The 23,110-nt window shown below is 74.3% G+C and carries 17 protein-coding genes; 9 read left to right on the top strand and 8 right to left on the bottom strand.

The window, feature by feature from the left end; translation table 11 throughout:
- Positions 1–114 precede the first annotated feature (114 nt).
- Positions 115–1,617, top strand: coding sequence for an amino acid permease (locus ACFPIJ_RS21545; RefSeq protein WP_380116966.1), 1,503 nt, complete (start codon positions 115–117; stop codon positions 1,615–1,617).
- 122 nt (positions 1,618–1,739) lie between these two features.
- Positions 1,740–2,198, top strand: a complete 459-nt coding sequence (locus tag ACFPIJ_RS21550; protein WP_380116967.1) for a hypothetical protein — start codon at positions 1,740–1,742, stop codon at positions 2,196–2,198.
- Between the two features lie 140 nt (positions 2,199–2,338).
- On the opposite strand, the gene ACFPIJ_RS21555 is transcribed toward ACFPIJ_RS21550, so the two are convergent.
- A complete protein-coding gene (locus ACFPIJ_RS21555) occupies positions 2,339–3,004 on the bottom strand; it encodes a hemerythrin domain-containing protein (protein WP_380116968.1) in 666 nt (221 codons plus the stop codon).
- Positions 3,005–3,105: 101 nt separating this feature from the next.
- Between ACFPIJ_RS21555 and ACFPIJ_RS21560 the strand changes: the two genes are divergently transcribed.
- Positions 3,106–7,233 (top strand): BTAD domain-containing putative transcriptional regulator, encoded by a 4,128-nt coding sequence (locus ACFPIJ_RS21560; RefSeq protein ID WP_380116969.1) that lies wholly within the window; start codon positions 3,106–3,108, stop codon positions 7,231–7,233.
- Here the strand turns inward: ACFPIJ_RS21560 and ACFPIJ_RS21565 are convergent.
- Positions 7,179–8,174 (bottom strand): hypothetical protein, encoded by a 996-nt coding sequence (locus tag ACFPIJ_RS21565; RefSeq protein ID WP_380116970.1) that lies wholly within the window; start codon positions 8,172–8,174, stop codon positions 7,179–7,181. The two genes, ACFPIJ_RS21560 and ACFPIJ_RS21565, sit on opposite strands and share 55 nt — an antisense overlap.
- Positions 8,175–8,242: 68 nt before the next feature.
- Between ACFPIJ_RS21565 and ACFPIJ_RS21570 the strand changes: the two genes are divergently transcribed.
- Both ACFPIJ_RS21570 and ACFPIJ_RS21575 read left to right on the top strand, forming a co-directional pair.
- Positions 8,243–8,950: a DUF6518 family protein gene (locus tag ACFPIJ_RS21570; RefSeq protein ID WP_380116971.1), complete on the top strand. Its 708-nt coding sequence runs from the start codon at positions 8,243–8,245 to the stop codon at positions 8,948–8,950.
- A gap of 73 nt (positions 8,951–9,023) precedes the next feature.
- Complete coding sequence (locus tag ACFPIJ_RS21575) at positions 9,024–11,126, top strand: MMPL family transporter (protein WP_380116972.1); 2,103 nt, start codon at positions 9,024–9,026, stop codon at positions 11,124–11,126.
- Between the two features lie 63 nt (positions 11,127–11,189).
- Here ACFPIJ_RS21575 and ACFPIJ_RS21580 read toward each other — a convergent pair whose 3' ends face one another.
- Genes ACFPIJ_RS21580 through ACFPIJ_RS21595 form a run of 4 tightly spaced genes read right to left on the bottom strand, consistent with a single transcriptional unit; the run spans position 11,190 to position 14,493 of the window.
- On the bottom strand, positions 11,190–12,080 hold the full coding sequence (locus tag ACFPIJ_RS21580; protein ID WP_380116973.1) for a hypothetical protein: 891 nt from the start codon (positions 12,078–12,080) through the stop codon (positions 11,190–11,192).
- On the bottom strand, positions 12,077–12,646 hold the full coding sequence (locus ACFPIJ_RS21585; RefSeq protein ID WP_380116974.1) for an NADAR family protein: 570 nt from the start codon (positions 12,644–12,646) through the stop codon (positions 12,077–12,079). The genes ACFPIJ_RS21580 and ACFPIJ_RS21585 overlap by 4 nt, the downstream gene beginning before the upstream one ends.
- A gap of 30 nt (positions 12,647–12,676) precedes the next feature.
- On the bottom strand, positions 12,677–13,834 hold the full coding sequence (locus tag ACFPIJ_RS21590; protein ID WP_380116975.1) for a sensor histidine kinase: 1,158 nt from the start codon (positions 13,832–13,834) through the stop codon (positions 12,677–12,679).
- A gap of 2 nt (positions 13,835–13,836) precedes the next feature.
- Positions 13,837–14,493, bottom strand: a complete 657-nt coding sequence (locus ACFPIJ_RS21595) for a response regulator transcription factor (protein ID WP_380116976.1) — start codon at positions 14,491–14,493, stop codon at positions 13,837–13,839.
- A 128-nt stretch (positions 14,494–14,621) separates the two neighbouring features.
- Between ACFPIJ_RS21595 and ACFPIJ_RS21600 the strand changes: the two genes are divergently transcribed.
- The 4 genes from ACFPIJ_RS21600 (at position 14,622) to ACFPIJ_RS21615 (ending at position 18,572) form a co-directional block, all read left to right on the top strand.
- Entirely contained in the window at positions 14,622–15,227 is a 606-nt protein-coding gene (locus ACFPIJ_RS21600; RefSeq protein WP_380116977.1) for a hypothetical protein, read from the top strand.
- Positions 15,228–15,401: 174 nt separating this feature from the next.
- A complete protein-coding gene (locus tag ACFPIJ_RS21605) occupies positions 15,402–16,475 on the top strand; it encodes a peptidoglycan-binding protein (protein ID WP_380116978.1) in 1,074 nt (357 codons plus the stop codon).
- 172 nt (positions 16,476–16,647) lie between these two features.
- A complete protein-coding gene (locus tag ACFPIJ_RS21610; protein ID WP_380116992.1) occupies positions 16,648–17,346 on the top strand; it encodes an ABC transporter ATP-binding protein in 699 nt (232 codons plus the stop codon).
- A gap of 5 nt (positions 17,347–17,351) precedes the next feature.
- Positions 17,352–18,572, top strand: a complete 1,221-nt coding sequence (locus ACFPIJ_RS21615) for an ABC transporter permease (RefSeq protein ID WP_380116993.1) — start codon at positions 17,352–17,354, stop codon at positions 18,570–18,572.
- Here ACFPIJ_RS21615 and ACFPIJ_RS21620 read toward each other — a convergent pair.
- Entirely contained in the window at positions 18,515–19,732 is a 1,218-nt protein-coding gene (locus ACFPIJ_RS21620) for a glycosyltransferase (RefSeq protein WP_380116979.1), read from the bottom strand. The two genes, ACFPIJ_RS21615 and ACFPIJ_RS21620, sit on opposite strands and share 58 nt — an antisense overlap.
- Before the next feature lie 76 nt (positions 19,733–19,808).
- A complete protein-coding gene (locus tag ACFPIJ_RS21625; protein WP_380116980.1) occupies positions 19,809–23,102 on the bottom strand; it encodes a hypothetical protein in 3,294 nt (1,097 codons plus the stop codon).
- Between the last annotated feature and the right edge of the window lie 8 nt (positions 23,103–23,110).

Consider the following 23,110-nt stretch of genomic DNA (forward strand, 5'->3'; position numbering starts at 1 on the left):
CCCGCACCTAATTTCTATCTAACCGGTAGGTTTTAATGGTACTAGGTACGGCCGGTCGGGTGTAGAACCCAGATCCTCCGGGCATGTCGGGTTTGAACCCCTGGAGGTGCACCGATGTCGATCTTTCGGACCAAATCGATCGAACAGTCCCTGCGGGACACGGACGAACCGGGCAGAGGGCTGCGCAAGAACCTGTCGGCGTTCCACCTGACGGTCTTCGGCGTGGGTGTGATCATCGGCACGGGCATCTTCGTGCTGACCGGCCAGCAGGCCGCCCGCAACGCGGGACCGGCGATCGTGCTGTCCTTCGCCCTGGCCGGCGTCGTGTGCGCCCTCGCCGCCCTCTGCTATGCCGAGTTCGCGTCCAGCGTGCCGGTCGCGGGATCCGCGTACACCTTCTCCTACGCCACCCTCGGGCAGTTCGTCGCCTGGGTCATCGGCTGGGACCTGTGCCTGGAGCTCGCCCTCGGCGCCGCCGTGGTGTCCCGCGGCTGGTCGGCCTACCTGCAGGAACTGCTCAACCTGCCCACCTGGCTGGCCGGCGACAAGGCGATCCCCGACTTCGGGGCCGCGTTCATCGTCGCCGCCCTGACCGTCGTGGCCGTGATGGGCGCGAAACTGTCCGGACGGGTCACCGGCGTGCTGGTCATCGTCAAGGTCGCCGTCGTCATGTTCGTCATCGGCCTCGGCCTGTTCTTCATCAAGGCCGCCAACTACACGCCGTTCATCCCCGCGGCCACCCCGTCGTCGAAGGCCAGCGGCGGTGACGCGCCACTGCTGCAGGTCCTCGCCGGGATCACGCCGCAACACTTCGGCTGGTTCGGCATCGTCGCGGCCGCCTCCATCGTGTTCTTCGCCTACATCGGCTTCGACGTCGTCGCCACCACCGCCGAGGAGACCCGCAACCCGCAGCGGGACGTCCCGTGGGGCATCATCGGCTCGCTCGTCATCTGCGGTGTGCTGTACATGGCGACCGCCTTCGTGGTCACCGGCATGGTCCCCTTCGACCAGCTCGACACCGCCGCACCCCTCGCCAAGGCCTTCGACCTCGTCGGGCAGGGCTGGGCGGCCGACCTCATCTCCCTCGGCGCCGTGTGCGGCATCACGTCCGTGATCCTCGTGCTGCTGCTCGGGCAGGCCCGGGTCACGTTCGCGATGGCCCGCGACGGCCTGCTGCCGCCGGTGCTGGCGCGCGTCCACCCGCGGTACGGCACACCGTGGGTCATGTCGACGATCACCGGCGTCGTGGTCGCGGTCCTCGCCGCGTTCGTGCCGCTGTCGGAGCTGTCCGAACTGACCAGCATCGGCACGCTGTTCGCGTTCGTGGTCGTGTCGCTCGGCGTGGTCGTCCTGCGCCGCACCCGGCCCGACCTGCCCCGGGCCTTCCGGGTGCCGTGGGTGCCGTGGCTGCCGGCGCTGAGCGTCCTGGCCAGCCTGTACCTGATGCTCAACCTGCCGGTCATCACCTGGGCGCGGTTCCTGATCTGGATGGCCGTGGGTCTCGTGCTGTTCTTCGTGTACGGGATGCGGCGCGCCGACGCGGCCATCTCCTCCGGCGCCGTCACCGGGGACGGCGGGCGATCGGACAGCCGGTCAGGGCCGGCAGACCGGACCTAGTGGGCAGGTCGCCTTGCCTGCCGCTCCGGTCGGGCAGGGCTTCCGGAGTGGGCGCTTTCTCATACCCCGGGGCACGTGTCCCGGGTGGCGCCGGGTTCGCCGGTGCTGGAAAGGTGACAGGCATGACTGACTTCGGCCTGCAGTCCGACGGGTTCGACTTCGATCCGGATGTGTTCGACCCGGACGACTTCGCCGATCCGCATGCCGTGTTCGGCACCGAAGAGGGCCACGGTGTGTCGGCCGGGCTGAGCCCCGCCGCTGCCGCTGAGACCGCTGATCCTTCCACCGGCGCCGCCACCGACGGGCAGCCGCCGTCGACCGACGGGCTGCAGACCGTCGGCTACGACAGCGACGGCGACGGCACCGTCGACGTCCTGCTCGCCGACGAGAACCAGGACGGCGTCACCGACATCGCGATGTGGGACACCAACCACGACGGCCTCATCGACCAGGTCGCCTACGACCAGGACCACGACGGCAAGATCGACCTGATCTACCACGACGACAACTTCGACGGCACCACCGACCGCGTCGAGACCGCCGACGGCACCCAGGAGATCCCGGGCTACACCAGCAACTAGGACCGGGGTACCGGCCGCCAGCAGCTGGGACCGGAGGTGCCGGCGTCGAAACGGCGCGGGTTCTGCTGGCGTACCGATTCAGGGATTTTTGTCCTGTTTGTCGGAAGCAGTCGATCTGCAGCAGGCTCCCTGACGGGTTGTCATGGAATCAGGGTGCCGCGGACCTTGCGCATCTGCTTCGCGTACTGGCGGCGGCCGATCGTGTGCCACAGCAGCCGGGCCGGCACGGGCAGATTGGCCAGGAACCGGGCGGACTCCTGCGGGGTGGCCTCCTCCAGCAGCGCGCCGAGCATGAAGAGCAGCTTGTCCTTCGGCGTGTGCGAGCGGGCCACCTCGCCGAGTTCGTCCCACTCCGCGACGGTGATGTGCTCCGAGATCAGCGGCAGCACCGAGCGTTCCTCCTCGTCGAGATGCACGAGCAGGTCGCGGCGGTGCTGGTCCATCGCCTCGGCGAGGCTGTCCCGGGCGGCGGCCGAGGCGTCCCGCTCCCAGGTGGCGAGGCGGCCCATCATCACGTGCAGGCCCTCGGCGACGACCTCGTGCTGCTGCTCCATCCGCAGGACCAGGTCGGCGTCGAGGTCGACCCGGGCGAGGAGTTTCGGCCACAGCAGGGCATCCTCGGACGTGTGGTGTGAGTGCAGGCCCTTGTCGTACTCGCGGACCATCTCGGCCAGCGCGCGGGCGCGGTCGACGTCGCCGGGGCGCACGCCGCGGACCAGCTCGGCCATCAGCCGTGACTCGCGCCGGAACACGCGGTGCACGACGACCATCTCCTGGACCCACGGGCGTTCGACGGTGGTGGTCATATCGGTCTCCTCATACAGTTCGGTCTGGTCCCATCAAGGTGCGAGGACTGTCTTGTAGCGGTCTTGGAGACCGCTTGTGGGCGGCTACGATGGCGCGCGTCATGCTGATGCGGGTGCTCGGACCGTTCACGGTCGACGTCGATGGCGGTGCGGCCGACCTGGGCGGCCCCCGCCAGCGAGCCGTGCTCGCGTTGCTGCTGTCCGCCGGCGGCGAGGTCGTCTCCGTCGACCGGATGATCGACGACCTGTGGCGCGGCGAGGCGCCGCCGCGGGCGATCGCGTCCCTGCAGGCGTACGTGTCCAACCTGCGCCGCACCCTCGAACCCGGCCGGGAACGCCGCGCGCCGGCCCGCCTCCTGGTCAGCGCCCCACCCGGCTACGCGATCCGGCTCGCACCCGACGCCGTCGACGCGTGGCGCTTCGAGTCGCTGCTCGCCGACGCCCGCGCGGTCCACACGGCCGAGCCGGGACGGGCGCGCCTGCTGTTGCGCGCCGCCCTGGAGCTGTGGCACGGCGGCGCGTACGCCGAGTTCGCCGGGGAGTCCTGGGCGCAGCCGGAGGCCGCCCGGCTCGAAGAGCTCCGCCTGGTCGCCCGGGAGCTGCTGCTGGACGTCGCGCTGCGCACCGGCGGCGCCGCGGAGGCGGTCCCGGAGGCCGAACTGCTGACCCGGCACGCCCCGCTGCGGGAGGAGGGGTGGCGGCTGCTCGCCCTCGCCCTGTGGAGCACCGGCCGGCAGGCCGACGCGCTCGCCGCACTGCGCCGGGCCCGCGGCATCCTCGCCGACGAGCTGGGCCTGGACCCGGGACCGGTGCTGGTCGAGCTGGAGGCCGCGATCTTCGGGCAGCGGGTCGAGATCCTCGATCGCCTGCGCCGGCCCGCCGGAGGCGAACTCGTCAACACCTTGCGCCAGCCAGCGGATCTCAACGACCCGCGTCAGCCGGTGGGCCACGACAGCCTGCGTCAGCCAGCGGATCTCGACGACCCGCGCCGGTCGGTGGGCTTCGACAGCCTGCGTCAGCCAGCGGATCTCGACGACCCGCGTCAGCCGGTGGGCCACGATTCGCGCCGACCAGTGGGTCACGACTCGCGTCGGCTGGTGGGTCACGACGGCCAGCGTCAGCGGGCGGGCTTCGACGACGGGCGTCAGCCGGCTGAGCTCGATGGTCGGCGCCAGCCGGCCGGGGGCGAGGTTTTCCCCGACGATCTGCGACGACCGGCCGGCGTCCACGGACACGCGGGCGGGCCACTCGACGACCGGGGCGGGCCAGACGCCGGGCGCGGCGCCGAACTCCTCGACGACCGGCGCCGACCAGACGATCAGGACCGGCCAGGCAACCAGGACCGGCCAGGCAACCAGGACCGGCCAGGCAACCAGGACCGGCCAGGCAACCAGGACCGGCCAGGCAACCAGGACCGGCCAGGCAACCAGGACCGGCCAGGCAACCAGGACCGGCCCGACGACCGAGGCAGGCCGGTCGACGGGCACGCCGGCGCGCTCCTCGACAACCCAGGCGACAGCCCAGGCCAGGACGAGCGCGCGGGCGAGCCCCTCGACAACCCGGGCCAGCCGGTCGGCAAACGAAGGGCCGAACCGAGTGAACGGCCGACGAATCCGTCGGCAGCGGACAGTCCTACCACGACGCTAGCATCGCCAACGAAATTGATCTCCGACGCCGTCGCTCTCCGTAGTGTACGCAGCCCGACCAGGTCGGCAGCACACCCGGAACGGCCGGACGAGCTGTTCGTCGGGCGTCGGCAGGAGCTTGCCGCGCTCAGCGCCGTCGCCGCCGAGGCCGTCGCCTCCGGGCCGCGGATCGTGCTGCTCAGCGGCGAGGCGGGCGTCGGCAAGACCAGTGTGCTTGCCCGCTTCCGGCAGGAGCTGCTCGACGGCGGCTGGCTCGTCGCCGTCGGCCGGTGCCCCGAGGTCGACGGTGCCCCGCCGGCGTGGGCATGGGTCGAGGCGCTGCGCCAGCTCGCCGGCGTGGTGGCCCCCGGCGACCTCGCGCCCGCCCTCGCGCCGCTGCTCGAGGACACCGAGGCGGCCGGCGACGGCACCGACGTCGCCGCCGGGCGGTTCCGGCTGCATCGGGCCGTGCGGGGCTGGCTGCGCCGGGCCGCCGGCACCCGGCCCGTCGCGATCGTCCTCGACGACCTGCACGCCGCCGACGCCGAGACGCTGCTGCTGCTCGCCAGCGCCGCGGAGCTTGCCGACGCGCCGGTGCTGCTCGTCGCCGCGTACCGGCCCGCGGACAACCCGGAGCGGCTCGCCGAGACCCTGGCCGCGCTCGCCCGCCGGTCGCCGGTGAGGGTCCACCTCGAGGGGCTCGCCAACGAGGATGTGCAGCGGCTCGTCGGCGCGTTCGCCCGGGCCGACGTCGACGCCGCCACGGTCGCGGCGCTCGCCGAGCGCACCGGCGGCAACCCGTTCTACCTGCGCGAGTCCGCGCAGCTCCTGGCGTCGGAGGGGGCGCTGGTGGCGACGTCGGAAGTGCCGGAAGGGGTCCGTGACGTGCTCCGCCGCCGGTTGTCCCGGCTGCCCCAGCCGGCCGTCGCGGTGCTGCGGCTCGCCGCGGTGGTGGGCCGGGAGGCCGACGTGGAGACCCTCGTCGAGGCCGCCGACACCGACGAGGGAGCCGTCCTCGACGCGCTGGAGGCGGGGCTGATCGCGGGGCTGCTGACGGAGCCGGCGCCCGGGCGGGTCAGGTTCGTGCACGGCCTGGTGCGCGACACGATGTACACGGACCTGTCGCAGCTGCGCCGCACCCGGATGCACGCCAGGGTCGCCGCGTGCACGCGCCGCCTGCGCCCCGACGACCTCCCGGCCCTCGCGCACCACTACGCGCGGGCCGCGTCGTCGGACACGGCCGCGCTCGCCGTCGACTACGCGGTGCGGGCGGCCGAGCTGGCGGAGCGGCGATACGCGTACGACGCCGCGATCGAGCTGCTCACCGGTGCCGTGCAGACGGCGGAGACGGTGTCCGGGGACCGGGACCAGCTGCGCGTCGAGCTGCTCGGCCGGCTGCTGCGGGCGCAGGCGAGGGCGGGTGCGACGGCGACGGCGCGGGTCACCCGCGACCGGGCCCTGGACGTCGCCGTCGCCGCCGGGCGGGAGGAGCTGCTCGTCGCCGCGTTCACCGCCTGGAACGTGCCGACCCCGTGGCAGATCCGCACGTACGGGGTGATCGACCACCGGGTCGTCGACCTGCTCACAAGACTTCTGCGCATGCCGCACCTCGACGCCGGGACCAGGGTGCGGCTGCTCGACGCGCTCACCAACGAGCTCGACGGCGAGGACGACCCGCGCGGCCCGGCGGCGGGCATCGAGGCCTACGAGCTGTCCCGGACCGTGCCGGACCCGGCCGTGCGGGCGCTCGGACTGGTCGCCAGGGCCAGGACGATGCGCTTCGACCTGGAGGCCGACGCGCGCGCCGCGGTCGCTGTGCAACTGCGCGATCTCGCCCGTACGCACGGCATGGTCGCCTACGAGTGGGTCGCCGAGCAGATGCTCACCAACTGCGCCGCCGTGCGCAACGACGCCACCGAGGTCCGGACCCGCACCGCGCGGCAGGGGTTGCTGGCCACCGCGTACCAGTTGCCCGAGCCCCAGGCGATCAACCTCTGCGGCCGCGCGACCCTCGCGCACGTCGCCGGCGAGTACGCCGAGGCGCAGCGGCTCTACGACGAGGCCCTCGTCGTCATGCGCCGCCAGGGTTCGCTGCACGCGGACGGGTTCCACTTCCTGGCCAGCGCGAGCCTGCTGATCAGCCAGGACCGTTTCGGCGAGCTCCTGCCGCAGACCCGGGCCATCCAGGCGGCCCTCGGCCCGCTCGCCGACGACGCCCTCGCCCTCGCCCTGGTGTCGGCGCGGCGGCCCGACGAGGCGCGGACGGTCCCGGTCGGCGTCCACCCGCTGCTCCCCGACTACCTGCAGTCGGCGTTCCTGGCCGTGCGGGGACTCGCCGTGGTGGCCGTCGGCCGGGCCGACCTCGCGCCGGCCGTCATCGACGCGCTGCTGCCGGTCCGTGGCCAGATCGCCGGGATGAGCAGCACCTCGATCGCGATGCAGCCGGTCGCGTACATCCTGGGCCGCCTCTACGCGCTGCTGGGCGACCGGGACCGGGCGGTGGAGCACTTCGAGCTCGCCCGCACGGTGGCCGCCGCCTGGGGCGCCGCTCACTGGGTGGCAGACGCCGAAGCCGCGGCCGTCGAAGCCGCAGCCGGGCGCTGACCCACCCGCCGGCACCACACCAGGAGCGCGACCGCGACCGCGGCGAACCCCGCGTTGCCCCACCACCGCACCGGATCGCCGGGCTCCATCAGCCCGGTCAGCACGAACCCGAGCCACGCGTACGTCATCAGCACCCCACCGCACAAGGCGACCTGCTGCCGTTGCGTCCACTGTGGACGGCGGGCGAGCGCGGCCACGGCGGCCGCCGCGAGCGGCAGCAGCGCCACCCCGAACCAGAACCCGGCCCAGCTCCCCGGCCGTGCCACGAACACACTGGACACCACGAACCCGCCGGCCGCGACCAGCCACGGCCGCGGCACCCACCCGGCCGCCGACCGCGCGGCACCGGGGCGGCGGGTCAGGAACGCGGCCGCCACCAGCAGCGCCGCGACCACCGCCGCGCCGGTCAGCTGCGCCGGGGTGGCCAGGAAACCCTCGCTGTCCTGCAACTCCCGGAAGACGATCCAGAGCCCCCAGGTGTACGCCAGTGCCGTCACCGCCAGACCGATGGGCCCGAGCCAGGCAGTGGTACGCCGCGCCGGCGTCAGGTGTTCGACCAGCGCGATCGGCACGCCGATGCTCCACACGGCGTGCCCGGCCACGAACGACAGCGAGTTCTCCGCGCTGATCCCCAGCGCCGGGATCGGGGTCACCGCCTGGAAGTCGTGGCCCTCGAACGCCGGGTTGAACAGCGACTGGTCCGCCAGGCCCGCCTCGATCACCCCGTACGCGGCGCCGAGCAGCAGGATCGCGGGCCAGCCGAAGCCGGTGCGCCGCACCACCTCCCGGATGAGCAGCGCGCCCCCGCCGTACATCGGCACCAGGAACAGCAGCGCGGGCAGGATCCGCACCGACAGGTTGCCCAGCAGGAATTCCCCGACGAACGGCGCCAGGACCAGCAGCCCGGCCACCGGCGCGGCCTTGCGGATGAAAGCTCCCATGCGTTCCAGTGCAGCCGTCCCTCGCCGCCTGTCCTAGCGCCGGAAGTCGTTCACTACAGTCACCTTTCGTGTACGGACGCGCGGCGCTGGCCGGCCTGGTGCTCGGGGTCCTCGCCTTCGCCGCCGACCGCTGCCACGGCCTGCTCGCCGTCGTGATGGTGCTGGTGTCCAGCAGCGGCCTCGCCTGGGGCGCCGCCGCGCTGGTCCTCGCCTTCGCCGCGGCGAACGAGCGGACCGGCGTCGGGGGCCGGCGGGCCGCGGCCGGCGCCGCGGTCACCGTGCTCGCCGTCGCCACCCTGGTCTACTACGGCGTGATCGTCGTCGACGGCGACCGCTGGCAGGGCGGCGTCCTGGAGGACGGCAGCTCCGCCGACGCGATGGCGCTGCGGTCGATCGCGACGGCGACCGTGTTCTGGCTCGCCGCGTCCGCTGCCGGCGGGGTGGTCCTCGGCCTGCTCGGCCACGCGGTCCGCCGGTCCCGGCCACGCGTCGCGGCGGTCGCCGCCGGTGCCGCGGGCGCGCTGCTCGCCGGGCAGGCCGCGCTGCGCCTCATCCAGGTGAGCGGCTACGACCCGCGATACCTGACGCAGATCGCGCCGTGGGTGGCCGAGACGGCCGCCGAGGTCGCGCTCGCCGCCGCGCTGAGCGTCGCGCTTCTGCGCCGCGGCGCCCACCGGCCGCAATGGGGCTGGTACGCGGCGGCGACGGTCACCCTGCTCGCGGTCGCCCTCGCCGGCTGGAGCGCGGTCGAGGCGGTCCGGATGACCGGATTCTGATTAGTGGGTTCCAAGTCGGCTGAAAGTGCCGCCGGGGATGGTGTGGCTGCATACATCTGACCTGGAGGCGCACATGTCCCGCTTGCTCGGCCGGCTCGGAGGAGCGGCCGCCGCCCACCCGTGGCGCACGATCGGCGCCTGGCTGATCGTGCTCGTCGCGTTCACCACACTGTCGGCCGGCTTCGGTGGCACCCCGCACGACGACTACAACGTGCCCGGCACCGAGTCGCAGGCCGGCACCGAGTTCCTGCGCGCGCACCTGCCCGCGATGTCCGGCGCCGACGCCCGCGTCGTCGTGCACGGCAAGGGTGCCGTGGACCCGGCGACCCTGGAGGGGCTGCGGGGGCGGCTGGCCGCGATGCCGAGCGCCGGTGACGTGTCGCAGCCGCGCATGTCGGCCGACGGTGACACGGCGCTGATCGCGGTGCGGTACACGATCCCGGTCACCGACTTCGAGGGCACCGCCGGCATGGACGCCCTGCGGGCCGCGGCCGAGCCGCTCGTCCGCGAGGGCCTGCAGGTCGAGTTCGGCGGTCAGGTCGCCGAGAACATCTCCGCGCCGTCCGGCACCGCCGAGGCGGTCGGCATCGTCGCGGCGCTGCTGATCCTGGTGTTCGCGCTCGGGTCCGTCGTCGCGGCCGGGCTGCCGCTGATCGTCGCGATCGCCGGGCTCGGCGTCGCGACCGCCGTCATCGCCCTGCTCGAGACCGTCACCGACATCAGCGGCACCGCCCCGACGATCGCCACCATGGTCGGGCTCGGCGTCGGCATCGACTACGCGCTGCTGCTCGTCGCCCGGCACGTCGAAGGACTGCGGGCCGGGCTGGCGCCGCGCGAGGCGGCCGCGGCGGCCAACGCGACCGCGGGCTCGTCCGTCATCGTCGCCGGGCTGACCGTGCTCGTGTCGCTGTTCGGGTTGAAGCTGTCGACGCTGCCGGTGTACTCGTCGTTCGGCTACGCGACGTTCGCCGCGGTCGGCGCGGTCATGGTCGCCGCCGTCACCCTGGTGCCGGCGCTGTGCGGGCTGGCCGGCCGGCGCGTCCTGCCCCGCGCGGTCCGCAAGGGCACCGCCGCGGCGGTGACCGCGGTCGCGCGGCCCGGGTGGACGGCGCGGTGGGCGGCGCTCGTCGGGCGGCGGCCGGTCGTGGCGGCCCTCGGCTCGCTGCTGGTCCTCGCCGCGCTGTCGGCGCCGGTCCTGGGCATGCGGACCTGGCCGCAGGACGCCGGCAGCCAGCCGACGTCGAACACCACCCGGCTCGCGTACGACCTGACGTCCGCCGAGTTCGGTGCCGGCGCCAACGGGCCGCTCGTCATCGCCGTCGACACGGTCAAGGTGCCCGACGTCGACGGTCTCGTCGCCGCGCTGCGCGCCCAGCCCGGGGTGGCGCTCGTCGCGCCGGCCGCGCGTACCGGCGACGCCGCCGTCATCATCGTCGAACCGGCGACGGGCCCGCAGGACGAGCGGACCACCGCCCTGCTGGACCACCTCCGCGCCGACGTCCTGCCCGACGGCGCGCTCGTGACCGGGCTCGTCGCGGTCTTCGCCGACATCTCCGACCGGCTCGCGGACCGGCTGTGGGTGGTCGTCGCGTTCGTCGTCGCGCTGTCGCTGCTGCTGCTCACCGTGTTGTTCCGGGCGCCGGTCGTGGCGGTCAAGGCCGCCGTGATGAACCTGCTGTCCGTCGCCGCCGCGTACGGCGTGATGACCGCCGTCTTCCAGACCGACGCGGGCGCGCGGGCGGTCGGCCTGCCGCACGCCGTGCCGGTGTCGAGCTGGGTGCCGATCCTGCTCTTCACCGTCCTGTTCGGACTGTCGATGGACTACGAGGTGTTCCTGCTGTCGCGGGTCCGCGAGGACTGGCTGCTGACCGGCGACGCGCAGGGCAGCGTGGTCCGCGGCCTGTCCGCGACCGGCCGGGTCATCAGCGGCGCGGCGGCCATCATGGTCGCGGTGTTCGTCGGCTTCGCTCTCGACCCCGACGTCACCGTCAAGATGACCGGTGTCGGCATGGCGGCGGCGGTGCTGATCGACGCGACCCTGGTCCGGCTGGTCCTCGTCCCGGCGACGATGTCGCTGCTCGGCCGGGCGAACTGGTGGCTGCCGGGCTGGCTGGACCGCCTCCTGCCGCACGTGAAGCCCGAGGCCTCACAGCCGGAACTCGCGCCGGTGGCCTGACGCGGGAAGCGCGGGAAGCGCAGGAACTGCGGGAAGCTGAGGGTGGCCGTGGCCCGGTCACCCTCAGCGCAGGCCGAGGGTGGCCAGGACGCGGCCGACGGTGTGCCCGACCGGCCGGAGCACCGAGTCCCGGATCCACCGGCCGGTCGGCGCGACGACCGACTGCCAGGTCCACCGGACGGGCGCCACGACGAGGTACCGCCACAGCAGGACCACGGAGTGGTTCCAGGCCCAGGCGATCGCGTGCCCGATCGGCACCAGGACGTGCCGCCAGAACCAGGCGATGAGCAGCCCCGCCGGCCGCAGGCCGTAGTAGCCGATGACGCCGACCACGAACGCGACGGCGAGGCCGATGGGTCGCAGGACGTACCGCCAGATTGCGACCGCGAGCCAGGCGACGGCGAGACCGAGGGGACGCACGCCGTAGCGGTACCCGGTCTCGACCAGCCACGCGACGGCGAGGCCGATGGGTCGCAGGACATAGCGGTACACCGCGATCGCCGTCCACCGGATCGCCTGCGCCAGGGCCCAGAGGACGTAGAGGATGCCCTTGCCGAGGGCGATCCAGAACACGCGGGTGCGCTTCGCCAGCCAGACGGTCGCGTCCCACAGCGCCTGCAGCACCGGGGCGATCACGTGCTCGACGAGCCACGCGAGCGGCGTGACCACGAGGTTGCGCAGCACCCAGACCAGCGGCACCCAGATCAGGTAGCGCAGCACCCACATGAGCGGCCGCAGGATGACGTAGTCGATCGCGATGCCGATCGGGCGCAGAATGTACCGGTAGAGCAGCCGCGGGATCGGCTCCAGGACGTACCGCCAGAACGCGACCAGCAGCTCCCACAGGAGTTTGACCGGCACGACCACGGCGACGGCGACCACCCGGACCGGCCACGCGAGCCAGCCCGGCAGGGGTTCCGGGCGCTCCTGCCGCTGCTTCTCCAGCGACGTCATGCCGACGCCAGGGTCGTGCGGGCCCGCATGAGGGCGAACCCGAGCAGGTTCAGGCCGCGCCAGAGGGCCGGCTCGTCGGCGGACGCGTCCTGCGCGCTCAGGCCGATGCCCCAGATGCGGTCCAGGGGGCTCGCCTCGACCAGGATCCGGTCGCCGGTGCCGACGAGGAACTCGCGCAGGTCGTCGCGCTGGCCGAACTTCGCCTCGCTGCCGGCCACGACGATGCCGAAGCGTTCCCGCTTCCAGATGGTCTCGTCGAACCCACGGACCTCACGGCCGAGGGCCTTCACCTCGCCGGGGTGCCCGGCCGCGAGGATCTTGGCCGCGGTGGCGGTGTCGCCGAACAGTTCGGCCTTCGACCACATCATGTAGTGCTCGGCCGTCGCGAACCGCACCCCGTCGACGGCGAACCCGATCGGCGCCCACTGGCTCAGGCTGCCCCGCCCGACCGGCCCGCCGGGCTCGGTGTCGTGTTTCCAGAAGTGCAGGAACCTGACCCGGGCGCCGGACGCCATGAGTTCGATGAGCGCGGCCGTGTCGGCCGGTGGATCGGTCAGCGCTGGCATGCTCCGAGTCTGCCGGACGGCGGCAAGCGCTTATGTCGGGAATCCGCCGTGATGCGGGGGTGCGGTGGGCAGGATCACCGTGACGACCAGGCCGCCGCCGTCGCGGGGTTCCGCGTGGACGTGCCCGCCGTGGGCGCGGGCGACGGCCCGCACGATCGACAGGCCGAGCCCGGCACCGGGGACGCCGGCCGCCACCCGTTCGGCCCCGAACCGCCGGAACGGCTCGAACAGCCGCGGCACCTCGTAGCGCGGCACGACCGGACCGGTGTTGCTCACCGTCACCCCGACGGTGCCGTCGGGGCGGGTGCCGCAGCTGACGTGGACCCAGCCGCCGTCGGGCAGGTTGTGCCGGACCCCGTTCTCGACCAGGTTGTGCACGAGCCGTTCGAGCAGGACCGCGTTGCCCGTCGTCGGCGCCTCCTGCGGCGCGCAGTCCACGGCCGCCTTCCCCGGCGGCAGCTGGGCCGTGACGTGCTCGACGATGTCGGCCAGGTCCACGAACGAGCGGTCCGTCACCTGCCGCTCCGACCGGGCGAGCAGCAGCAGCCCGTCGATGAGCTGCTCGTGCCGGGCGTTGACGGCGAGCAGGGTCCGGCCCAGCTGCCGCAGCTCCGGCGTGGCCTCCTCGGGGTCGATCGCGACCTCCAGCAGCGTCCGGTTCAGCGTCAGCGGGGTCCGCAGCTCGTGGGAGGCGTTGGCGATGAACCGCCGCTGCCCGTCGAACGCCTGGTCGAGCCGGGCCAGCATGACGTCGAACGTGTCGGCGAGCTCCTTCACCTCGTCGTGCGGGCCGGCCAGGGCGATCCGTTCGTGCAGCCCGCGGTCCGGGGCGTCGGCGATCCGGCGGGCGGTCGCGGTGACCTGGTGCAGCGGCTGGAGCAGCCGCCCGGCGATCAGCCAGCCGAACGCGGTCGCGGCGAGCGCGATGACGCCGAGCGCGATCCCACCCTGGGTGAGCAGCACCTGCCGGGTGTCGGTGGTGACGTTCTCCCTGAGCTGTTTGACGAAGACCGCACCGTCCGGCGGCGGCTCCATGCCGGGCGGCGCGGTGGTCCCGGCGATGAGCGTGTTGCCGTTGAGCCGCTGGTACACCAGCACGTAGCAGACGCCGAGCAGCAGCAGGCCGGCCAGCAGGAACAGCCCGCCGTAGACGAGCGTGAGCCGGGCCCGGATCGTCAGTCTGTTCATGCTCAGACCACCCGGTAGCCGACGCCGGGTTCGGTCAGCACGACCTGCGGGTCGCCGAGCTTGCGCCGCAGCTTGAGGATCGTCATGCGCACCGTGTGGGTGAACGGGTCGGCGTGCTCGTCCCATGCCTTCTCCAGCAGCTGCTCGGCGGAGACCGCGGCGCCGTCGGCCCGCAGCAGTTCGGTGAGGACGGCGAACTCCTTGCGGGACAGCGGCACGTACCGGCCGTCCCGGAAGACCTCCCGGCGGTGCGGGTCGAGGCGGATGCCGGCGCGTTCGAGGACCGGCGGGGTCGCCGCCCGCGCCCGCCGGCCGAGCGCCGCCACCCGCGCCGACAGCTCGCGGAACGCGAACGGCTTCGGCAGGTAGTCGTCGGCGCCGAGGGCGAGGCCCGCGACCCGGTCGTCGATGTCGGCGGCGGCGGTCAGCATCAGCACCCTGGCGGTCGAGTCGCGGGCGGCCAGGGACCGGCACACGTCGTCGCCGTGCACCACCGGCAGGTCCCGGTCGAGGACGACCACGTCGTAGTCGTTGACGTCGAGGTGTTCCAGGGCGGCGCCGCCGTCGTGGACGACGTCGACCGCGTGCGCGTCGCGCCGCAGCCCCTGCGCGACCGTCTCGGCGAGCAACGGCTCGTCCTCCACCACTAGAATCCGCATACCCCCATGGTGACTCGTGGTGATGTCACCGCGGCGTCAACGTTTCCGGTTACGGCCGGGTGACGCGCTCCCGGCTTGACTTCGGCGAAGTGGCCGGCGAATGCCCGGCCCGCCAGGAGGAACACACCATGATGCGCGTCAGGACAGCCGTGGTGCTCGGCCTGCTGCTCGTCCTCGGTCCCACCGTCACCGGGTGCGGCAAGCCCAGCGGGGGCAACGAGGTGGCCAGCGCGGGCCGCACGCCGACCGCGAGCGCCAGCGCCAACGCCGGCAAGGGCGGCAAGCCGGACCCGGTCAAGGACCAGGAGAACATGCTCAAGTACGCCCAGTGCATGCGGGACAAGGGCGTCGACATGCCGGACCCGCAGTTCGAGGGCGGCGGGATCTCGATGATGATCCCGGAGGGCACCGACAAGGCCAAGGTCGAGGCGGCCCACGAGCAGTGCAAGCAGTTCATGCCCAACGGTGGCGAGCCGCTGAAGGCCGACCCGGAGATGCAGGAGCGGATGCGCAAGTTCTCGCAGTGCATGCGGGAGAACGGCGTGCCGGAGTTCCCGGACCCGAGCGAGGACGGCGGCATCCGCATCGACGGCAGCAAGGGCGGCGGCCTCGACCCGAACAGCGAGGCGTTCAAGAAGGCCGAGGCGGCGTGCAAGGAGTTCCAGCCGAAGCGCCCGGGCGACGACGAGGGCGGCTCGACGAGCCAGCACACCGAGACGGGCGGGACGGCGTGAGCGGGCCGGAGCGCAGCGGAGGAGCCGCGAACCAGGGGCGCAGGGTTGGCTCAGGCCGGCGCCGGAGCGCAGCGGAGGTGACGGCATGAGCGGGCCGGAGCGCAGCGGAGGAGCCGCGAACCAGGGGCGCAGGGTTGGCTCAGGCCGGCGCCGGAGCGCAGCGGAGGTGACGGCGTGAGCGCGAGTCGCCGGCGGAGGGGTAGAGCGGGACGGGTCGTGGTCACGGTGGCGGTGGTCGCCGCCGTGGGTGCCGCCGCGGCGGCCGGGCTCGGCCTGCCGGACCGGGGCAGCGAGGCGGGCACCGGTGCGGCGGCGGCGGCGCCGAAGACCACGAAGGTGACCCGGCAGACCCTGGTCGACACGAAGACCGAGGACGGCGAGCTCGGCCACGGAACCACGGCCACCGTGTCGGGGCGGGTCCAGGGCACCGTCACCGAGCTGCCGGCCGTCGGCAGCACCGTCCAGCGTGGACAATCGGTGTACCGGGTCGACAACACGCCGGTGGTGCTGCTCTACGGCGGCCTGCCGGCGTACCGGAACCTGGCCCCGGGCATCGAGGGCGCCGACGTGCGGCAGTTCGAGGAGAACCTCGCCGCGCTCGGCTACAAGGGGTTCACCGTCGACGACGAGTACACCGCGTCGACGGCGACCGCGGTCAAGGCCTGGCAGGGCAAGCTCGGGCTGACCAAGACCGGCGTGGTCGAGCTCGGCCGGGTCGTCTACGCGGCCGGCCCGGTCCGGGTCGACGAGCACAAGGCCGCCGTCGGTGACCAGGCCAACGGGGCGCTGCTCACCTGCACCGGCACCGGCCCGGTGGTCACCGTCACCCTGGAGGTCTCCGAGCAGCGCCTCGCGCCGGTGGGCGCGGCGGTCACCGTGAAACTGCCCACCGGCAAGAGCGTGCCGGGCAAGGTCGTCAAGGTGGTCACGGTCATCACGCCGGCCGAGGGCAACAACCCGGCCGAGACGAATCTCGAGGTCACCGTCACGCCCGACGAGGGGTCGGCGTTCATCGACCTGGACCAGATCACCGTCGAGGTCGGGTTCACCGCCTCCCGGAAGGAGAACGTGCTCACCGTGCCGGTGTCGGCGCTGCTCGCGCTCAGCGAGGGCGGCTACGGGCTGCAGGTCGTCGAGGGCGGCACCAGCCGGGTCGTCGCCGTCGAGCTCGGCATGTTCGCCGCCGGCCGGGTCGAGGTCAGCGGCAGCGGGATCACCGACGGCACGCTCGTCGGGGTGCCGTCATGACCGGCCAGCGGAGCGTCTCGGGCCGGTCATCAGGGGTTCAGTGTCAGTCAGGGCGGCGCCGGAGCGAAGCGGAGGTGCCGCCAGGACAGCGGAGCGTCTCGGGCCGGTCATCGGGGGTTCAGTGTCGGTCAGGGCGGCGCCGGAGCGAAGCGGAGGTGCCGTCATGACGGCCATGATCGATCTGACGGACGGTCCGGTGGAGGCCGGGCCGGCCGAGGTGGTCGCGCTGGAAGGGGTCAGCAAGTCCTACCCCGGCGGGGTCACCGCGGTCCGGGACGTGTCGCTCAGGATCGAATCGGGGGAGATGGTCGCGATCGTGGGCCCGTCAGGCTCCGGCAAGTCGACCATGCTGCACCTGATCGGCACGCTCGACCGGCCGTCGGCGGGCACCGTGCGCATCGACGGGCACGACGTCGCGGCGCTCACCGACCGGCAGCTGTCCGCGTTGCGGGCCCAGCGGATCGGGTTCGTCTTCCAGCAGTTCCACCTCGCGCAGGGCCAGAGCGCCCTCGACAACGTCGCCGACGGTCTGCTCTACGCGGGACCGTCCCTGGCGCAGCGGCGGGCCCGCGCGGAGGCGGCCCTCGTGCGGGTCGGGCTCGCGGACCGGCTCGACCACCTGCCGAACGAGCTGTCCGGCGGGGAACGGCAACGGGTCGCGATCGCCCGGGCCGTCGTCGGCGACCCGGCGCTGCTGCTCGCCGACGAGCCGACCGGCAACCTCGACTCGGTGGCCGGGGCCGGCGTGGTCGAGCTGCTGCGGGAGCTGCACGCCGGCGGCACCACCGTCCTGGTCATCACCCACGACCAGGCGATCGCGGCGGCCCTGCCCCGGCAGGTCGTCATGCGCGACGGCGAGGTCCTGGCATGAGCGGCATGACGGCACCGCTGCGGCCGGTGCGGCTGTACCTCAGCGACGTGCTGCGGGTCGGCAGCGCCGGGCTGCGGACCCGGCCGATGCGGGTGTTCCTGTCCGCGCTCGGCATCGCGATCGGCATCGCCGCGATGACCGCCGTCGTCGGCATCTCCTCGTCCAGCCGGGCGGAGCTGGACCGGCAGCTCGACGCGCTCGGCACGAACCTGCTCACCGTCGCCCCCGGCAGCGACATGTTCGGCGGCGACGCGACGCTGCCCGACGAGTCGATCGGGATGATCGCGCGGATCGGCCCGGTGACCGAGGTCGCCGCGACCGGCAAGGTGTCCGGGGTGCACGTGTATCGCAGCGACCACATCCCGGCGGCGCAGACCGGCGCGATCAGCGTGCAGGCCGCGCACCTGGACCTGCCACGCACCGTCGGCGCGTCCCTGGCGGACGGGATCTGGCTCAACGACGCCACGGCCCGCTACCCGGCGGTCGTGCTCGGCGCGGCGGCGGCCCGGCGGCTCGGCGTCGACACGGCCGACCTCGACACCCAGGGCTCCCCGGGCATCCAGGTGTACCTGGACCGCCGCTGGTTCACGGTCGTGGGGGTGCTGCAGCCGGTGCCCCTCGCCCCGGAGCTCGACGCGGCCGCCCTCGTCGGCTGGGCGGCCGCCGAGACGTACCTCGGTTTCGACGGGCACCCGACGACCGTGTACACCCGCTCCCGGGACGAGCAGGTCGAGGCGGTCCGATCGGTCCTCGCCGCGACCGCGAACCCGCAGAACCCCAACGAGGTCAAGGTGTCCCGGCCGTCCGACGCGCTCGCCGCCCGGCAGGCCACCGACAAGACCTTCACCGGGCTGCTGCTCGGCCTCGGCGCGGTCGCGCTGCTCGTCGGCGGGGTCGGCGTGGCCAACACGATGGTCATCTCGGTCCTCGAACGGCGGGCCGAGATCGGTCTGCGCCGGGCGCTCGGCGCGACCCGCGGGCAGATCCTGCTGCAGTTCCTCGCCGAGTCGCTGCTGCTGTCGGCGCTCGGCGGGATCGGCGGGGTGTTCCTGGGGGTCTCGGTGACGTCGGTCTACGCGCTGACCCGCGACTGGCCGGCGATCGTGCCGCCGTGGGCGACCGGCGGCGGGGTCGTCGCGACCCTCGTCATCGGCGCGGTCGCCGGGCTCTACCCGGCGGTGCGGGCGGCCCGGCTCGCCCCGACGGAGGCCCTGGCGACACCCTGAGCCGCCTGGTACACCCGCAACAGGTGGTCGAGGTAGTGCTGGGTCGAGTACGCCTCGGCGGCGGCCCGGCCGGCCTCGGCCACCTCGCGGTGCAGCGAGGGATCCGTCAGGACCCGTCCGATCGCGGCGGCGAACGAGTCCGCGTCCGGCGCGGTGCTCAGCCGGTGTGTGCCGGCGAGCGCCGCGTCGGCGAGGACCACGGGCAGCCCCTGCGCCTCCGCCTCGACCATGACGAGGCCCTGCGTGTCGGTGGTCGACGCGAAGGCGAGGACGTCGGCCATCCGGTAGTACGCGGCCATGCGCGCGTGCGGCACCGGCCGGATCAGCCGCAGCGCGTGCCCCACCCCGGCCTGCCGGGCCAGCCGCAGGACCGCCTGGCGGCGCTGCCGCACCCCGAGCATGACCAGTCGCGCGTCCGGCAGCTGCCGCAGGAGCCGCGCGAACGCGGCGAGCAGCAGCGCCGGGTCCTTCTCCTTCGTGGCCCGCCCGACCGCGAGGACCACCGGGGCGTCGACCGGCAGGCGCAGCGACCGCCGCAGGTCGTCGCGGCCCAGCGGGCAGTCGGGCAGCGCGACCGACGTCGGGATCGTCCACACCGGAGGGACCCGCTCGAACTCGGCGAAGCTGGCCGCCGTCTTCGCCGACGGGGCGATGATGATCGCGGTGCGGTCCAGGAACTCCTGCCCGACCCGCAGCAGCTGGGCCCGCCGCTCGGTGCCGGGCCGGGCCAGTTTCAGGTAGTCCCGGGCGGTCCAGCCGACCTGCAGGCGCTGCGCGGCGTGCGCGGCGCCGAGCTGGATCTCCATGAAGTGCGCCGAATACGCGAGCAGGTCCGTGTGCCAGGTCATGACGACCGGGATGTCGTGGGCCCGCGCATACCGCAGCCCGCCGACGCCGACCGGCCCCTGGGTGTGGACGTGCACGACGTCCGGCACCCGCCGCATCCCGTGGAAGCGGGGCACGCCGATGCGGACGTTGCGCAACGGCACGGGGACCGACCGCACCCCGCACGGCTCTGCCCGGCCGCGCAGCAGCGGTGCCGGCTGGTACACCTGCACCTCGTGCCCGGCATCGCGCAGCAGGGTCACGGTCGTCGCGACCGAGATCGCCACACCGTCGGAGCGGCCGGCATGGCTGTCGCAGAAGTGCGCAACTCTCACGCCGGACATGGTGCGGCACGCCCGGCGGGTTCCGGGATGGCCCGCGCGAGGTGTACGCCGTCTGGAAACACGATGTTCACTGATCCAGTGAGACCGCCAGCGCCGCGTCCCGGACCTCCGCGACGGGGTGGCGGCGCAGGGTCTCGACGACCGCCCGCCACGGTCCCGGCCAGCCGAGTTCCCTGCCCCTGGTGGTGTACGCGAGCGCGAACAGTCCCTCGGCGAGCCCTGGGCCGGCGGCGAGCCCGAGGGCGATCCGCAGCGGCACGTCCGGGTCGGCGACGAGGCGCTGCAGCCGCTGCCCGAGCCGGTCGGCGAGGCGGGCCGCCAGCACCGGCCGGTCCGCGGCCAGGTTGCGCAGCCCGGTCAGGCCGGTGGGGTCGGTGAGGTCGGCGGCCTCCAGCAGCAGGGTCGCCGCCGCCGGCACCAGGGCATCCACTGCGGACAGCACGCGTCCCGCGGCGCCGATCGCGTGCCGTCCGGGCGCGTCCACGGCGGCCCGGCCGGACCAGGCGGTGAGCTGCCCGACCAGCGACTCCAGCCGCCGCCGGGCGGGCCGGTCGAGGTCCGTGCCGGTGGGTTCGGCACCGTCGAGCCCGGCGAGGGTGCGCACGGCCGCGACCAGCGTCGCCTCGGCGGCCCCGGCGGCGACCAGGCTCACCAGGGCCCGCACCACCGAGGGCCAGACGGTCCGGTCGTCGAGGTCGGCCAGCCGCGCGGTCACCGCGTCGGAGACGTCCGCCAGCCACGGCGCCCAGACCGGCAGGACCGCCCAGGCCCGCGTCGTCACCTGCCGGTCAGGGCCGGCCCCGGCGGCGACGACGAGTGCGGCGTAGTCCGCGCGCAGGCCCGCCGGCACCAGCCACGGGTCGGCCGCGAGCAGCGCCAGGACGGCGTCGCGGTCGCCGCCCGCGCCGGCCGCGCGCAGCACCCGCCACATGCCGGGCTCGCCGGCGCGCTGCCGGGCCGTCGACACGATCGCGACCCGCACGTCGCGGTGCAGCTCCGGGTCCTGCCACAGCCGCCACAGCGCGTCTGCGGCGCCCGGCACCGACCGGGCGGCGAGCAGCCGGACCGCCTCCTTGCGGAAGGTCACCTTGCCCTGCTCCGGGTCGAGGAGCTCCAGCAGCACCCGCGGCGGCACGATCCGGCTGGCCCGGCCGACCGCGCCGACGTCGATCCGGGGCCGGTCCGCGCCGGCGTGGGCGAGCAGCACCGTCACGGCGTCGCCGGCCTGGTCGGTCCAGGCGTACGCGGCGAGGGCGGCGTCGGCGAGGACGTCGCCGCCGCCGGTGAAGCCGCCCAGCAGCACCAGCCGCCGCCCGGCCTCGGGCACCGGTGCCGCGTTGCGCAGCGCCGCCGCCCGGGTGTGCGGGGTCGCGCCGGGGTCCCGCACGACCTCCGCCTGCCGCTCGACGTACGCCTCCTGGTGGTGGGGGAGCCAGCGCTGCGGGTGCAGGGCGCGGGGCGGGACCCAGCGGACCCCGGCGGGGATGAACCGGCCGGCCGGCGGCGGCCCGGTCAGCGCCGCGCCGAGCAGGTCGTCGCGGCGGGCGCAGACGGCCCGCCACACCGCGGGCAGCGCGATCGCCGACGGGTCCTCGCGCAGGACCGCCTCGACCCGGTCGTCGCGGTGCCGGGGGTCGGCGAGCCACAGGTCGACGGCGGTGCGGGAGACACCGGCGAGGTTGCCGCGGCGGGTTGCCCGCGCCAGCATCGACTGCAGGTCCGGCAGGCGCCAGGCCCGCTCGCCGAGCGCCCGGGCGACCGCGAACAGCGGCTCGAACCTGGCCCGCTCGACGCCGAGCTGCACCCAGCTTCGGACCGCCTCGAAGGCCTGCACCTCCTGACCGCGCCGCAGCCGCCGGTCGAGGCTGCCCAGGTGCGGCACCCGGTCGTCGCCGAGCAGCCGCTGGAACGTGTGCAACGCCCAGCGGACCAGGACCGGCGAGTCGAACCGCTCCCGCAGCACCAGCACGGCGAGCTCGCTGAGCCGGGTCAGGGTGAGCGGCGAGCTGTCCCGCGCCTGCACGGCGTCGGTGACGACCTGCTCGAGCGGCTCGACCAGCTCCGGCCGCAGCAGCGCCGGGCGGACCTCGGTGAGGTTGCGGACCGCGTTGCCACGCACCGGGTCCTGCTCGTTGCGCAACCGCAGCAGGTGATGGGTCGCGCTCAGCACGGCGGCCGGGTCGTTGCTGCGGGCCGCGCACAGGATCAGCAGCTGCCAGCCGGCGATGCGCTCGGCGACGCCGGCCTGCCGGGTCGCGGCCAGCAGCGGCTCCTCGGCCTCGGCCCACGGCAGGTGCGCCGTGAACCGCAACGTCGCCGGTTCGCTCTGCCGCACCGCGTCGAGCGTGAGCGCCCGGCGGGCCTCCGCGACCCGCAGCCCGGCCGGCAGCACCTCCAGCACCTCCGGGTCGGGCAGCGACCGGGACCGGTCCACATCGGACATCGCGCGGGTGAACAGCTCCTCCCGGTCCCGCGGCGGCACCGCGTCCAGCAGCCGGGCGAACGCGGCGCCGCGTCCCCGCAGCCGCCGGGCCAGCCCGACCAGCCCCGCCACCGGCAGCCGGCTCAGCCGCGACAGCACCGCGACCGGCAGTGTCACGCCCTCCAGCCAGGCCGCCCGGGACGGCGCGGTCAGCAGCTCCAGGACCCGCAGCGGGTCGGCGGCGACGAGCACCCCGTAGGCGCGCAGCGGCGCCGGCAACGACTCCGCCGGTGCGTGCCGCTCCAGCAGGTCCAGCACGCGGTGCGGCAGCGCGGGCGCGGCCTGCAGCACCCCCACCGCGTGCCGCGCCCACCAGGCGTCGCGGGCGGCGGCGGGCAGCGCCGCCAGCTCCGCCTCCGCCTGGTCGAGGCAGACCCCCGGGAAGCGCCGGGTCAGGGCGCTGCGGTCGCCGAGCACGTGCGTCAGCTGCGGCAGCAGCCGGGCGGCCGTCGCCGCGCCGCACGCCGGGAGCAGCACGGCCGCCTCGGCGTCGCCGAACCGGGCCCGGACCGGGTCGATGAGCGCCTCGGCCAGATCGGCGCGCCGGCGGACCCGGATCCGCCGGTACAGCCGCATCCGGGTGTCGGCGGGCGCGTCGGCGACGAACTGCGCCACCGGCTGCGGCTCCGTCTCGCCCGTGCCGATCCACGCCAGCCTCGCGCTGAGCTGGAGGCGCGGGTCCGCGTCGGTGAGCGTGGCCAGCAGCGTCGGGCGGTCCCGCCCGACGAGCGCCATGAACAGGGCCACATCGCGGCTGTGCCGGTCGCCGTCCCGCAGTCGCGTCAGTGTCGCGGGCAGCGTGCCGTCCGCCGCCCCGGCCAGAGCCTGGGCCGCGGACCGCCGCCGCCGCGCCGGGTAGGGCAGATGGTCACCGTCCATGCCCCATA

Source organism: Dactylosporangium cerinum (assembly GCF_042653625.1).
Taxonomy (GTDB): domain Bacteria; phylum Actinomycetota; class Actinomycetes; order Mycobacteriales; family Micromonosporaceae; genus Dactylosporangium; species Dactylosporangium cerinum.